Annotated in this window: 11 protein-coding genes; 6 read left to right on the top strand and 5 right to left on the bottom strand. The window is 61.5% G+C overall.

Going from position 1 to position 14509, the window contains the following annotated elements:
* The first annotated feature begins 48 nt into the window (after positions 1-48).
* Entirely contained in the window at positions 49-3168 is a 3120-nt protein-coding gene (putA, locus tag D4A92_RS20805; protein WP_203017036.1) for a bifunctional proline dehydrogenase/L-glutamate gamma-semialdehyde dehydrogenase PutA, read from the top strand.
* A 116-nt stretch (positions 3169-3284) separates the two neighbouring features.
* Here putA and D4A92_RS20800 read toward each other — a convergent pair whose 3' ends face one another.
* Complete coding sequence (locus D4A92_RS20800) at positions 3285-4190, bottom strand: AraC family transcriptional regulator (RefSeq protein ID WP_203017035.1); 906 nt, start codon at positions 4188-4190, stop codon at positions 3285-3287.
* Between the two features lie 132 nt (positions 4191-4322).
* Between D4A92_RS20800 and D4A92_RS20795 the strand changes: the two genes are divergently transcribed.
* The 3 genes from D4A92_RS20795 (at position 4323) to D4A92_RS20785 (ending at position 9480) form a co-directional block, all read left to right on the top strand.
* On the top strand, positions 4323-5078 hold the full coding sequence (locus D4A92_RS20795; RefSeq protein WP_203017034.1) for an SDR family NAD(P)-dependent oxidoreductase: 756 nt from the start codon (positions 4323-4325) through the stop codon (positions 5076-5078).
* Positions 5079-5316: 238 nt separating this feature from the next.
* On the top strand, positions 5317-6990 hold the full coding sequence (locus D4A92_RS20790; RefSeq protein ID WP_203017033.1) for a formate--tetrahydrofolate ligase: 1674 nt from the start codon (positions 5317-5319) through the stop codon (positions 6988-6990).
* Positions 6991-7227: 237 nt separating this feature from the next.
* Positions 7228-9480: a TonB-dependent hemoglobin/transferrin/lactoferrin family receptor gene (locus D4A92_RS20785; protein WP_203017032.1), complete on the top strand. Its 2253-nt coding sequence runs from the start codon at positions 7228-7230 to the stop codon at positions 9478-9480.
* Between the two features lie 56 nt (positions 9481-9536).
* Here the strand turns inward: D4A92_RS20785 and D4A92_RS20780 are convergent, their stop codons facing one another.
* A complete protein-coding gene (locus D4A92_RS20780; protein WP_246753988.1) occupies positions 9537-10442 on the bottom strand; it encodes an extensin-like domain-containing protein in 906 nt (301 codons plus the stop codon).
* Between the two features lie 287 nt (positions 10443-10729).
* Here D4A92_RS20780 and D4A92_RS20775 point away from each other — a divergent pair, with 287 nt between their 5' ends.
* Positions 10730-12919: an anthranilate synthase gene (locus D4A92_RS20775; RefSeq protein ID WP_203017031.1), complete on the top strand. Its 2190-nt coding sequence runs from the start codon at positions 10730-10732 to the stop codon at positions 12917-12919.
* Positions 12920-13123: 204 nt separating this feature from the next.
* Positions 13124-13669, top strand: a complete 546-nt coding sequence (locus D4A92_RS20770; RefSeq protein WP_203017029.1) for a hypothetical protein — start codon at positions 13124-13126, stop codon at positions 13667-13669.
* A gap of 50 nt (positions 13670-13719) precedes the next feature.
* On the opposite strand, the gene D4A92_RS20765 is transcribed toward D4A92_RS20770, so the two are convergent.
* From D4A92_RS20765 to D4A92_RS20755, 3 genes are read right to left on the bottom strand one after another with little or no spacing between them, the layout of a single operon-like run.
* Complete coding sequence (locus D4A92_RS20765; protein ID WP_203020077.1) at positions 13720-14034, bottom strand: HigA family addiction module antitoxin; 315 nt, start codon at positions 14032-14034, stop codon at positions 13720-13722.
* Positions 14006-14266: a type II toxin-antitoxin system RelE/ParE family toxin gene (locus D4A92_RS20760; RefSeq protein ID WP_246753987.1), complete on the bottom strand. Its 261-nt coding sequence runs from the start codon at positions 14264-14266 to the stop codon at positions 14006-14008. Before D4A92_RS20760 ends, D4A92_RS20765 begins: the two co-directional genes overlap by 29 nt.
* A gap of 14 nt (positions 14267-14280) precedes the next feature.
* Positions 14281-14463, bottom strand: coding sequence for a hypothetical protein (locus tag D4A92_RS20755; RefSeq protein WP_203017025.1), 183 nt, complete (start codon positions 14461-14463; stop codon positions 14281-14283).
* Between the last annotated feature and the right edge of the window lie 46 nt (positions 14464-14509).

Genomic DNA, 14509 nt, shown 5'->3' with positions numbered 1-14509 from the left:
GAAAATCGGTAAATGCGTAGATATGTTGCCGATACCACGGAGGTGACAATGATCAAGCCAGCCACGACCGATTTCCCGCGCTTCGAAGCCCCCTATGCCGGCGACGACGACCAGCTCATCCGCCATTTCGCTTCGCGCCTGTCGCTCTCCGAGAGCCAGAACGGTGCCATCGATCGGCGCGCCACGACCTATATCGAGGCCATCAGAAATAATTCCGGCTCGGTCGGCGGCGTCGAGGACTTCTTGCGCGAATACGGCTTGTCGACCCGTGAAGGTCTGGCACTCATGGTGCTTGCCGAAGCGCTCTTACGCGTGCCCGACGCGCTCACCCAGGATCGCCTGATCGAGGACAAGCTGAAGGAGGGCGGCTGGAGCGAACACGAGGCACATGGCGACAGCTGGTTCGTCTCGGCCTCTGCTTGGGCGCTCGGCCTCTCCGCCCGCGTCATCCGTCCCGGCGAGACGCCTGAAGGCGTCATGCGTGGTCTGGTCAAGCGCCTCGGTCTGCCCACGGTTCGCTCCGCCACCAAGCAGGCGATGCGCTTCCTCGGTCATCACTTCGTGCTCGGCGAGACGATCAAGGACGCGCTGTCGCGTGCAGCTAAGAGCGAGGAGCGCGGCTATCGTCACTCTTTCGACATGCTGGGAGAAGGCGCGCGAACGGCCGAAGACGCCAAGCGCTACTTCCAGTCCTATGCCAGCGCCATCGAAGCGATCGGCGCGCATATGGCAAAACACGGGAGGAGCCAGCAGTTGCCGAACCGCATGGGCATCTCCGTCAAGCTCTCGGCGCTGCATCCCCGCTATCTCGCCACCCATCGCGACCGGGTGATGCGTGAACTGGTGCCGGATCTCCTGAAACTCGCGCAGATGGCGAAAGCCCATCAGCTGAATTTTACCGTCGATGCCGAAGAGGCCGACCGTCTCGAACTCTCTCTCGATGTGATCGCTGCCGTCTTTGCCGATCCGACCCTATCAGGCTGGGACGGTTTCGGTCTCGCCATTCAGGCCTATCAGAAGCGTGCGCCGCAGGTGATCGATTACATCGACGGCCTCTGCCAGCAGTATGGTCGCCGGATGATGGTGCGCCTGGTCAAGGGCGCCTATTGGGATACGGAAGTGAAGCGCGCCCAAGAGCGCGGCCTCGACGACTACCCGGTCTGGACCCGCAAGCAGGCGACGGATCTCTCCTACCTGCATTGTGCGGCGAAGCTGATGGAAAAGCGCGCCCGCATCTTCCCGCAGTTTGCCACCCACAATGCGCTGACCGTCTCGACGATCATCGAGCTTGCCGGCGCCGATCGCTCCGGCTTCGAGTTCCAGCGCCTGCATGGCATGGGTGAGGCACTTTACGACACGCTGCTGTCGGGCAATGATCGCATTGCCTGCCGCATCTACGCACCCGTCGGCGGTTACCGCGACCTGCTCGCCTATCTCGTCCGCCGCCTGCTCGAAAACGGTGCGAATTCCTCCTTCGTGGCCGTCGCCGGTGACAAGAACATTCCGGTTTCGGCACTTCTGGAGCGGCCGACCGAAAAGCTGGGCCTCGGCAATGGCCAGAGCGCCCGCCACAGCCAGATCCCCATGCCGCTCGCTCTCTACGGCGAGCGCAAGAACAGCGCCGGCTTCGAATTCGGCCATCGCGACAATCTCGAGCGGCTGATGGCCCGCATCGGCCAGCCGTTCCCTGAGATCGCGGCGCGTCCGCTGGTTCCGGGGGCAACCGGCGCGACCAGCGACGAGGCCGTGCTGTCGCCCGCCGATCGCACTCACAAGGTCGGGACCGTGCGCAATGCGACGCCTGCCGATGTCGACCGCGCCTTTGCTGCTGGACGACAAGGCTTTGCCCTGTGGTCACGTACCCCGGTCGAAGAGCGCGCGGCAACGCTGGACAAGCTGGCCGACCTGCTCGAAGCCGATCGTGACCGCCTGCTTGCGCTTCTGGCGCTCGAAGCCGGCAAGACGCTGGACGATGGTGTCGCCGAAATCCGCGAGGCCGTCGATTTCTGCCGCTACTATGCGGCCCAAGCCCGCAAGCAGTTCGGTGAAGCCGAAGTCATGCCGGGCCCGACCGGTGAACTCAACCGTCTCTCCTGGCGCGGTCGTGGCGTCTTTGCCTGCATCTCGCCGTGGAATTTCCCGCTCGCCATCTTCCTCGGCCAGGTCTCCGCCGCCCTGGTCGCCGGCAATGCCGTCATCGCCAAGCCCGCGCCGCAGACGCCACTGATCGCTTTTGAGGCGGTCAAGCTTTTCCACAAGGCGGGCGTGCCGGAAGACGTGCTGATGCTGCTGCCCGGTGCAGGCGATGTCGGGGCCGCGATCGTGGCCCATCCAAAGCTCGCTGGCATCGCCTTTACTGGCTCAACGGGTACCGCCCAGGCGATCAACCGGGCGCTTGCCGCCAAGGACGGTCCGATCGTGCCGCTGATTGCGGAAACTGGCGGTCTGAACGCGATGATCGTCGATGCGACGGCGCTTGCCGAACAGGTGGCCGACGATGTCGTGCTCTCGGCCTTCCGCTCGGCCGGCCAACGCTGCTCGGCGCTGCGCATCCTCTATCTCCAGGAAGACATTGCCGACGGCATGCTGGAGATGATCGAGGGGGCGGCCCGCGAACTCAATCTCGGCAATCCGCTCGAGATAACCACCGATATCGGTCCCGTCATCGACGAAAAGCAGAAGGCGATGCTGGAGGCCCATATCGCCGAGATGAAGCGGAGCCAAAAGGTGCGTTATGCCGGCAAGGTGCCGGCCACCGGCAACTTCTTTGCCCCGCATATCGTTGAACTCGATCGTCCCGAAGCCTTGACCAAGGAGATCTTCGGTCCCGTCCTGCACGTCGTGCGCTGGAAGGCAAAGGCGCTGGACCAGGTCATCGCCTCGATCGACGCCACCGGCTACGGATTGACGCTCGGTGTGCACAGCCGCATCGAGGCGACGATCCGCAAGGTCACCGAAGCGCTCGACACCGGCAACATCTATGTCAACCGCAACATGATCGGCGCTGTTGTCGGCACCCAGCCCTTCGGCGGCTCCGGCATGTCTGGCACCGGATTCAAGGCGGGTGGACCGGCTTACTTGAGCCGCTTTGCGGTCGAGCAGGTGATCTCGGTGAACACGGCCGCTGCCGGCGGCAATGCCAGCCTGATCGCGATCGGCGAGGGTTGATCAAACTCGAAGGCGGCCGGGGATCTTTGTCCCGGCCGACGGCCTGGAGCATGCCCCTCCGAGGTCGCTCTCAATCTGCCGCCGACAGTCTTTCGCCTTCGACGACCATCGGTGTTTCATGCTGCGGCCTCGCTCTCCCGACGCACGGTCTCGGCATCGCGGGCGGGCGGGCGGCCAAACATGCGGCCATATTCCCGGGTGAACTGGGAGACACTCTCGTAGCCGACGGCAAAGGCGGCGGAGCTGGCGCTACGCCCTTCTGACACCATCAGCCGTCGGGCTTCGATCAGCCTCATCTGCTTCTGGAACTGTAGGGGCGACAGGGAAGTCACGGCCCGGAAATGCTGATGGAAGGCGGAGCGACTCATGCCGGCCAGCGACGCAAGACGTTCGATCCGCAAGGGTCTGGCATAATCGGCCCGGAGCAGGGCGACGGTGCGCGCGACCCTTTGGCTATGGCTGTCCGGCCAACCGAGGCGGCCGATCTCCGAGCCCCGCTCGCCGGCGAGCAGCCAGTAGTGGATCTCGCGCAAGCGCTGGGCGCCGAGAACCGGGACAGAGGCCGGGCGGTCAAGAAGCTGCAGTAGCCTGAGGGCCGCATCCGCGACTTCGGCACTGGTCTCATCGACACGAAGCGGTGGAGCCAGGACCTGTGTGTGGCGCATCTCGACCGACAGTTCGGAGATTATGGCAGGATCCAGCTCCAGGACGAGCGAGACATAGGGCCTGCCGGGTCCGGCCGCCGTGATCTGGCTGACCGTCGGCACATCCGCCGTGATCAGCAGCGTATCGCCCTGTCCGAAGGAAAACACCTGGCTTCCTATCGTCACCTGCTTGCGACCTTGCAGGACCAAGCAGCACAGGGGGCGGGAGACGGCGCAGTCGATATCGCTCGGCGCGTCCGCACGCACGATGCTGACCCCGCGAATGCCGATGTCGAGCGGCTGCGAAGACGCTGAGCTGTGCCCGACATGCTGCAGGGCCGTCTTGAGCAGACTGTCGTGGATGGGGCGTGCGTTCATGAGGTCATCCTAGCGCTGAATGGGTGAGATTGGAATGGTTCTGGACGAATAGGCAAGTCTAGCCAATCTTTCGGCAAGCACCAAGAAGAAGCTCTCGCCTATCACTCTCTTCGCAATCAGAAGGAGTTTCCCATGACAAAGATCGCAATCGTGACCGGCGGTAGCCGTGGTCTCGGCCGCAATACCGCACTCAACATCGCCCGTACCGGAAATGACGTCATCATCACCTATCAAAGCCGTGCTGATGCCGCGCAGGCGCTGGTCGCCGAGATCGAAGCGCTCGGTCGAAAGGCCGTCGCCCTCAGGCTCGACGCCGGGAATGTCGGAAGCTTTGCCGCCTTTTCAGCCGAGGTGAAACATGCTCTGCGAAACACATGGCAGCGCGTCAGCTTCGATCATCTGGTCAATAATGCCGGTCACGGGGATGTCGCAGCCTTTGCCGAGACCACCGAAGAGCAGTTCGATGCGCTCGTGAACGTGCATTTCAAGGGGGTCTACTTTCTCACCCAAGCGCTGTTGCCGCTGATGGCGGAAGGCGGGCGCATCGTCAACCTGTCTTCAGGTCTGACCCGCGTCTCCGCACCGGGCTGGTCGGCCTATGCGGCGGTCAAGGGTGCGGTCGAAGTCTTGACTGTCTATATGGCCAAGGAGTTGGGCGCGCGTGGGATCGCGGTGAATGCCGTCGCGCCGGGCGCGATCGAAACAGACTTCTTCGGTGGCGCCGTTCGTGACACGCCGGAATTCAATTCCTATTTCGCGGACGTCACCGCGCTCGGCCGGGTCGGACTGCCCGACGACATTGGTCCGATGATCGCGAACCTGCTGACGGAGAGCAATCGATGGATCAATGCGCAGCGGATCGAGGTCTCCGGCGGGCAGAGCATCTGACATGTGATAGGTCGAAAAAAAAAGGGCTCCGGGAGGTTGACCTCTCCCTGAGCTCCACTTTCGGACGAGGGGCGGACGTCCAGAGGCCCTAAGTTCTTTCCTCGCCCGGCCTGAGGCTGGTTTCGAGGGCATGTCGGTTTCTGGCACGTCAATTTCGCTGTGAAAAAAATCCTCTAACCTGCTTGCCAGCCGAGCTGCGTCGTCCGATCTTCTCGGCACACATAAGGGGCAGGGACACATGACCGTACCATCCGACATCGAGATTGCGCGCGCAGCGAGGAAAAAGCCGATCCAGGAGATCGGCTGCAAGCTCGGCATTCCCTCCGAAAGCCTCATTCCTTACGGCCACGACAAGGCGAAGATCTCGGCCGCCTTCATCAAGGGGCTTTCCGACCGGTCGGACGGCAAACTGATCCTGGTGACGGCCATCAACCCAACGCCGGCCGGTGAGGGCAAGACGACGACCACGGTCGGTCTCGGTGATGGCCTCAACCGCATCGGTAGAAAGGCCGTCATCTGCATCCGCGAACCCTCGCTCGGCCCCTGTTTCGGGGTGAAGGGCGGGGCTGCCGGCGGCGGTTATGCGCAGGTCGTGCCGATGGAGGACATCAATCTGCATTTCACCGGTGATTTCCACGCGATCACCTCGGCCCACAATCTGCTGTCGGCGCTGATCGACAATCACATCTACTGGGGCAACGAGCTTAACATCGACACGCGCCGCATCACCTGGCGCCGGGTCATGGACATGAACGATCGGGCGCTGCGCCAGATCGTGACGTCACTGGGCGGTGCGTCCAATGGTTTCCCGCGCGAGGCCGGTTTCGACATCACCGTTGCTTCGGAAGTCATGGCGATCCTCTGCCTCGCCACTGATCTCGAAGACCTGGAGCGGCGTCTCGGCGCCATCATCATCGGCTATCGTCGCGACAAGACACCTGTCTTTGCCCGCGACCTGAAGGCCGATGGCGCCATGGCCGTGTTGCTTAAGGAGGCCCTGCAGCCGAACCTTGTTCAGACGCTCGAAAACAATCCGGCACTCGTCCATGGCGGCCCCTTCGCCAATATCGCCCATGGCTGCAATTCCGTGGTGGCAACGAAGACAGCGCTGAAGCTTGGCGACTATGTGGTGACCGAGGCCGGCTTCGGCGCCGATCTCGGTGCGGAAAAGTTCTTCGATATCAAGTGCCGCAAGGCGGGGCTCACGCCTTCGGCCGTCGTCCTCGTGGCGACGGTCAGGGCGCTGAAGATGAATGGCGGCGTCGCCAAGGAGGATCTTGCCCGTGAGGATGTTGCGGCTGTCGAGCGGGGTGCTGTCAACCTCGCGCGGCATCTGGAAAACCTCGCCAAGTTCGGCGTGCCGGCGGTGGTGGCGATCAACCACTTCACCAGTGATACCGAAGCTGAGATCGCCGCCGTCAAGGCGGTCGCTGAAGGTCTCGGAGCAGAAGCCGTGCTCTGCCGGCACTGGGCTGACGGCTCGGTCGGGATCACCGAGCTTGCCGAAACGGTGGTCCGGATTGCCGAGACGCCGTCCGCGTTTCATCCGCTCTATCCCGATGCCATGCCGCTCTTTTCCAAGATCGAGCGCATTGCAGCCGAGATCTACCGGGCCGGCGAAGTGACCGCCGACAAGGCGGTGCGCGAGCAATTGGCCGATTGGGAGCGGCAGGGCTATGGCGAGCTGCCGGTCTGCATGGCGAAGACGCAATATTCCTTCTCCACCGATCCGACGCTGCGCGGCGCGCCGGAGGGGCATGAGGTGCATGTGCGCGAGGTCAGGCTCTCGGCCGGCGCCGGTTTCATCGTTGCCATTACCGGTGAGATCATGACCATGCCAGGCCTGCCGCGCGTGCCGTCTTCGGAAAGGATCCGGCTCAATTCGGACGGCGCCATCGAGGGGCTGTTTTAGCCGGCCCTGAAATCACCACTGAAATCTTGTGGTATTTCTGTCACGCACGAGTGTCGGGTAATTCATGATAAAAAGAATCATGTTTTATATCTTGACGATTGTAATCATGTTTTATACGGCATGATTACGGCGGGAACAACGTCGCCGCCACGTTTTTGACGCAATCACATCCGGCCGACCCGCTTCCGCCATCGGAAGCGGGAACCCTTCCTTGCGGCCATCGAAAGGACGACACTTATGCGCTCCCGGTCCCTCCGCCCCATCCTGCTCACCTGCACGGCGCTCGCAGCGATCACTTCGCTTGCGCCTGCTTTCGCGCAGAGCGCTGCAACGACCACCGGCAACGCTGACGAGACGCAGCTTCAGACGATCGTGGTCAAGGGCAAGCGGGTGGCGGCGGGGTCGGTTGCGGATACGCCGCTGGCGACCGAGACGACGGCGGACGACATCCGGAAGAAGGAAATCAAGGACCTGAGCGACCTCGGCAATACGACCGAAGCCGGGATTGATTTCATCAAGTCCAAGCCCGGCAGGACCGGCGGCTTGTTCATCCGCGGCCTGACTGGCCCGCGCGTCGCCGTGCTGGTGGACGAGATTCCGGTTCCCTTCCTGCAGACCATCGCCCGCAACGGAGCGGGCTCACCGACGACAGGCATCAATGGTCAGCCAGACAGTTTCGACGTGGATTCGCTCGGTGGACTGGATGTCCTGCGCGGTGCCGATTCCAGCAAGGTCGGCTCTGGCGCGCTCGGCGGCGCGCTCGTTGCCCGCACGCTTGAGCCGGAAGATCTGATCGCCGAGGGGCGCAATTGGGGCGGTGTCGCAAAGACCGGCTATGACAGCGAAGACAATAGCTTCAGCAACTCCCTGGCTGTGGCCAAGCAGGTGGAAAACACCTCGGTGCTCTTCCAGGGCTCCTACACGCGCGGCCACGAGACAGACAACCAGGGCACAGCTGATATCTACGGTAGCTCGCGCACCGAGCCCAACCCTATGGACTTCGTCCGCAACAACCTGCTCTTCAAGTTCCGTCACAAGCTCGAGGGTGGTCACACCGTCGGTCTGACCGCGGAGCGGTACGACTACACGAGCGACAGCAATCTCAAGACGCTGCAGTCTTCCACGTTCACCACGACTACTGCCGCTTCCACCTTCCGCCCGGATGCCTATTTCGGCTGGGATGACGTCCGGCGCGAGCGTGTGTCCCTCGATTACTTCTACGAGGCGCCTTCCACCGATACGCTCGTACAGGCGGCAAGCCTGCGTCTTTACTGGCAGCAACTGAGCAAGGATGCCGGGTCCTTCGGTCTGCGCAACAGTGGCGCGCAGTATCTCCGCGCCAACTCGGCAGAGGAACAGGATTTCGGGGTGATCGGCTCGCTGGTCTCCGAATTCGACACCGGCGCGCTTAGCCATCAATTGCGGTTGCGCGGCAATGCCACCAACTTCGAAACGCACCAGTTCATCTCGGCCTTCCCGGCCTCGGCGACGGTGGTCTCGCAGTCCGATGCACCCGATGTCGATGGCGTGACGCTGGGCTTCTCGATCGAGGATCAGATCACTTTCGGCGACAGCGGCTTCTCGCTCACACCGGGCATCCGCTTCGACTTCCACGATTATGAGCCGCAGGATTCGGCCGCCTATCGTGGCAATACCGGCTACAACGCCTTCGGCCTTCCGAAATCCTTCAGTGACAGCAACTTCTCTCCGAAGCTTCTGGCCGAATATCAGCTGAACGAAAGCGTGGGCGTCTTTGCCCAATGGGCAATGGCCTATCGCGCGCCCACCGTCGATGAGCTCTATGGCAACTTCACGAACACGCTGGGCGGCTATGCCAGCATCGGCAACCCCAATCTTGAGGCCGAAACGGGGCATGGCTTCGAAGTGGGTGCCAAGTGGAACACGGGTGATTTCAATGGCAGCGTGACGCTGTTCCACAATATGTACGACAACTTCATCAACAACTTGACACGCGTTGGCGTGTCGCCACAGCCAGCAAGTCTCTTCACCTACGAAAACGTTCGTGATGTCCGCATTTCCGGTGCCGAGATCAAGGCCCGCAAGGATTTTGCCAGCGGCTTCTTCGCCGAAGGCTCTCTGGCCGTTGCCTATGGCGAATACGGTGACACCAATGCGCGGTTGCGCAGTGTGGCTCCGCTCAAGGCGATCCTTGGCCTTGGCTATCAGCAGGAAACCTGGGGAACGCAGCTGACTGGCATCTTCTCCGCTGCCATGCCGGATGACAACGTCGCCAACACGTTCGATGCCCCCGGTTATGGCGTCTTCAACGTGTCCGGCTGGTGGGAACCCGAGGCTGCGAAGGGGCTGCGCATCCAGGCTGGCGTCTACAACATCTTCGACAAGACCTATTGGAACGCCGTCGGCGTGGAATCGGTCAACCCGAATGCGGCGAGCTCGGCCAACCAGCCCACGGCTTTCTATTCTGAGGCCGGAACGACCTTCAAAATCTCGCTCACCCAGAAGTTCTGATCAGAGCAGGATCGATCGAAAGGCGGCGCAGCGATGCGCCGCCTTTTTGAATGTCATCACCGGCAATAGCGAAATCCGCTTTTCCGCTTGATGACGTCGAGATGCATGTGGTCCTGGTGGGTGGCGTCGCTGCCGGGGGAGAGCACCGTGGTGAAGTAGAGGCAGGCGATGGCGTTGAAGGCGCGCTGGAAGGCAGCCTCGACCGTGCCGTCATCCTGCTTCGCGATCATGACAGGCTCCTCTTCGTTGCCGAAGCGAAAGGCTGCAATGTCGATGGCGTTGCCATAGGCGTGCTCCGACACCTTGCCAGTCTCCTGGCTATTCCTGTTGCGGCAGACATAGCCGGAGGCGTGACGGATGGCGGTAAGCTTCGGCTTGTCGGGGAAGGCGGCCTCTGCCGCCGGTTTCAACATGTCGCGTGTCATGCGGGCCAGTTGCAATGCCGTCTCGCACCGAAAGGTCGCCTCCGGCTCCAGCGCGACGTCCGGGAGCAGCTTGGTCAGCGTGATCGGGGACGCAATGCCGCAGCCATCAGCGTCATCGATGGCTTTGTCCGTCTCGAAGCGCGCGCCGATCGCCTTGAGATCGGCGAGGCAGGCGGCAAGAGCCTTCGGGTCTTCGACCGGCGGCGGCGGATCAAGGGGAGCGGCTTTCTGCTCGTCGCCATCCGGCTCGGACTCGTCATTTGTCTTGTCCTTTGCTGCCTCCGTTTCCGCAGGCCTCGACGGTTCTGTGCCTTCCTCTGCATCAGCCGCGGTCTCGGGCTTGCTCTGCGGTGTAGGAGCCTCCAGCGGCGCGGTCGTCTGGGCGCCGTCGTTCGCTTTCGCCTCTGCGTCTGGTGCCGGCGTTGCCACCTCCGGTCTCATTTGCGGCAGGGGGCCGCGCGAGGGCAGTGTAAGGCCTGTCACGATCGGCCAGGCAAGCAGGAGACCGACCAGTGTCGGCGTTCTCGTCTTCGTCATCTCGTCTCCCTGTTCCCCAGTCCCCGGGTCAAAAAGGCGCGAGCCGTCGAAAAGTTCATCAACTGAGCCCAGCAAAACGCCCTTGCTAAGGCCGCGGCTCCACGATATTCGTTGGCCCATGAAGATCGTTTCAAAGACCTTTGCTTGGTGGTGGGCACGCTAACGCGGCCTTGACCAGTCATGTCTTCAGACGATTGACCCCAAAGCCGCCCGGAAACTTTCCTGAGGCGGCTTTTTCGTGTTCAAGGCCTCAGGAGACGGGCCTCGAAGAGTGGAGAAGGACAGATATGTCGACGATTTTGCAGGAAGACGGCTCGGAAGCCTATCAGACGCGCGGCGGCGTGACCGTCACGCGCAGGCGCCGGCCGACGCCCTATGGCGATGCCATCTCCACCTATGTCGACAAGCTCGACGAACGCCGTGGTGCCGTGTTCTCGTCGAACTACGAATATCCGGGCCGGTACACCCGCTGGGATACGGCGATCGTCGATCCGCCGCTCGGCATTTCCTCCTTCGGTCGCAAGGTCTGGATCGAAGCCTATAACGGCCGCGGCGAAGCGTTGCTGTCGATGATCGCCGACGCTCTGGCCTCCGTTGACGATCTGGCGCTGGGCGCCCGCACCGCGACCCGGCTGGATCTCGACGTCAAGCTGCCGTCACGCGTCTTCACCGAGGAAGAGCGCTCGAAGATGCCGACGGTTTTCACCGTGCTGCGCGCCATCACGGCGCTTTTCTATTCGGAAGAAGACGCGGCCATCGGCCTTTTCGGTGCCTTCGGTTACGATCTCGCCTTCCAGTTCGACGCCATCGACCTGAAGCTCACCCGCCCCGACGATCAGCGCGACATGGTGCTCTTCCTGCCGGATGAGATCCTCGTCGTCGACCACTATTCCGCCAAGGCCTGGATCGACCGCTACGACTTCACCAAGGGTGATGTCACGACCGTCGGTCAGTCGGAAGAGATCGCGCCCGAGCCCTTTCAGCACACCGACACGATCCCGCCGCGTGGCGATCATCGTCCCGGCGAATATGCCGAACTGGTGACCAAGGCCAAGGAAAGCTTCCGCAAGGGTGACCTGTTCGAGGTGGTGCCTGGCCAGAAGTTCATGGAACGCTGCGATAGCAAGCCGTCGCAGATCTCCAAGCGGCTGAAGGAAATCAATCCGTCGCCCTATTCCTTCTTCATCAATCTCGGCCATCAGGAATATCTCGTCGGCGCTTCGCCGGAAATGTTCGTGCGCGTCAATGGTCGCCGCATCGAGACCTGCCCGATCTCCGGCACAATCCGCCGCGGCGCCGACCCGATCGAGGATTCGGCGCAGATCCTGAAGCTCCTCAACTCCAAGAAGGATGAGAGCGAGCTCACCATGTGCTCGGACGTCGACCGCAACGACAAGTCCCGCGTCTGCGAGCCGGGCTCCGTCAAGGTGATCGGTCGCCGCCAGATCGAGATGTATTCGCGCCTCATCCACACGGTGGACCATATCGAGGGGCGGCTCCGCGACGGCATGGACGCCTTCGACGGGTTCCTCAGCCACGCCTGGGCCGTCACCGTGACCGGTGCACCGAAACTGTGGGCCATGCGCTTCATCGAGAAGCACGAGAAGAGCCCGCGCGCGTGGTATGGTGGTGCCATCGGTATGGTCGGCTTCAACGGCGACATGAACACGGGGCTGACGCTCCGCACCGTGCGCATCAAGGATGGTATTGCCGAAGTGCGTGCCGGTGCAACGCTTCTAAACGACAGCGACCCGCAGGAAGAAGAAGCCGAAACCGAACTGAAGGCCTCCGCCATGATTGCAGCCATTCGTGATGCCAAGAGCGGCAATGATGCTTCCTCCAAGCGCGGCGTGGCCCGGGTGGGCGAGGGGGTCAATATCCTGCTTGTCGACCACGAAGATTCATTCGTCCACACGTTGGCCAACTACTTCCGCCAGACGGGCGCGACCGTGAATACGGTGCGCACGCCGGTGCCGGAAGAGATCTTCGACAGCCTGAAGCCCGATCTCGTCGTGCTCTCGCCGGGGCCCGGCTCGCCGGCTGATTTCGACTGCAAGGCGACGATCAAGAAAGCGCGGGCGCGGAACCTGCCGATCTTTGGCGTCTGCCTCGGTCTCCAGGCGCTCGCCGAAGCCTATGGCGGGGAATTGCGCCAGCTTGCGGTTCCCATGCATGGCAAGCCGTCACGCATCCGCGTGCTCGAACCCGGCCTCGTCTTCTCAGGGCTCGGCAAGGAGGTGACGGTCGGTCGCTACCACTCGATCTTCGCGGATCCGGCAACGCTTCCGCGTGAGTTCATGATCACGGCCGAAAGCGAAGACGGCACGATCATGGGTATCGAACACGCGAAGGAACCGGTCGCTGCCGTCCAGTTCCACCCGGAATCGATCATGACACTCGGCGGCGACGCCGGCATGCGCATGATCGAGAATGTCGTGGCGCATCTGGCGAAGCGGGCGAAGGTGCAGGCGGCTTGAGGGAATAGGCGGGGCGCTTCGATGAGCACGCGCCCCGTTTCCGGGCTATCGTTGCGATGAGACGCGCAGTGGAAGAAGTCCTCAACCGGAGACTTGGAAACACCCGTTCTATCTGGCGCTTAGCAACCGAACAGGCCTTGTTTGGTGAGGGTGGATGGTTGTATTGAGCGCTGTAGTTCTATTTTTAGGTGGGTGCTTGTATAGATGCGTTTTTTCAGACTTTCGATCAGTGCGGCTTTTCTGCTTGTTTCCATTTCTTCCTTGCACGCAGCAATTCTAGACGAATTCAAGTCGGCCAAGATGGAGCATTACGGCGTCACTGATGGCGCTCTTGTCGTGCCAGAGATTACCAAGCTGCGTCATGAGCAGCTTATGCAGCACATTGGCGGACGCTGGATCTATCTGAGTGATATCGACATGACCAATGACGCGGTGTCGAAAAAATGCGCCGAAAAACCTGTGACGATCGAGGTTTTGGATGATTACTCTTTTTCCTTAACTTCCGGCTTGTTCACTCGGAGATATGTTCAGAGAGCCGGTTTGAGCTATTGGACGTTTTCTGACTACGTCGCGCAAATTGAACAATTTAAACAGATCTCTCCGGACGGACATTCGAGGCTTGTGCCTCCCGTACTTAAAAATGCCGTAGAGATTTCCACGATAGTCATGCAATCCGAAAACGTGATCTTGACACTATTCGATGCAGGGTTCCCTGAGCTTTTGGGTCGGTGCCTACCGACAAAGCAGTAAAGTGACCTCGGCGAGTTGGCGATTTTGTTTCAGGTTCAGGAATGTGAGCCTCACGCGGCTCTCGGCTCGATCCGCTTCAATTCGTCCTCGATCTCGCGCCGCCGTTGCATGAGGTCGTAATCTGCTTGCAGTCCGAGGAAGAAACCTTCGGAAACGCCGAAATAGCGCGCCAGCCGTAGATCCGTGTCTGCGGTCAGCGAACGCTTGCCGAGCACAATTTCGTTGATGCGGCGAGGGGGCACGTTCACGGCGCGCGCCAGGGCGTTCTGGCTCAACACCATCGGCTTCAGGAAATCCTCAAGCAGGATGTCCCCCGGACTTGGGTTGGGCAAAAGGTCAGTCATGATAGTCGACGATCCCGACATCGCTTGGTCCTCCGCCATTCCAGGTGAAGCGAATGCGCCATTGGTCGTTGAGCCGGATGCTGTGCTGGCCGAGCTGATTGCCTTTCAACGCTTCCAGCCGGTTTCCTGGCGGCACGCGGAGGTTGTTCAGGTTCCGTGCACTGTTCATCAGGCGCAGTTTCCTGAGCGCCACAGCCTGTATGTCCGGCGGAAGTTTTCGGCTTCGCTGACCGGATGCGTTCAGTCTCGGCATCCGCGAACTCTGGATCATAATCCACCAAAACGCAGCGCGTTATGGCCTGCAAGGAGGGCATTGGCCCATGCCTTCACCCGTCCTTCTCGAATAATGATAAAAACTCTCAAGATTTTTTCTTCCCCCTGAAAAATCCTGCTGACCCGATCGTTTTTCCTTTGGCAGCCTGCGTCTGAGCCGGTGGTCTCCATGCTCATGGTCCCGTCGTTGGACGGCTTCGATGAGCGTTGAACCCGGTGAAGC

The organism is Rhizobium rosettiformans, from assembly GCF_016806065.1.
Classification (GTDB): domain Bacteria; phylum Pseudomonadota; class Alphaproteobacteria; order Rhizobiales; family Rhizobiaceae; genus Allorhizobium.
The sequence above is the reverse complement of the archived record's forward strand: the minus strand, read 5'-3'. Positions and strand labels throughout refer to the sequence as shown.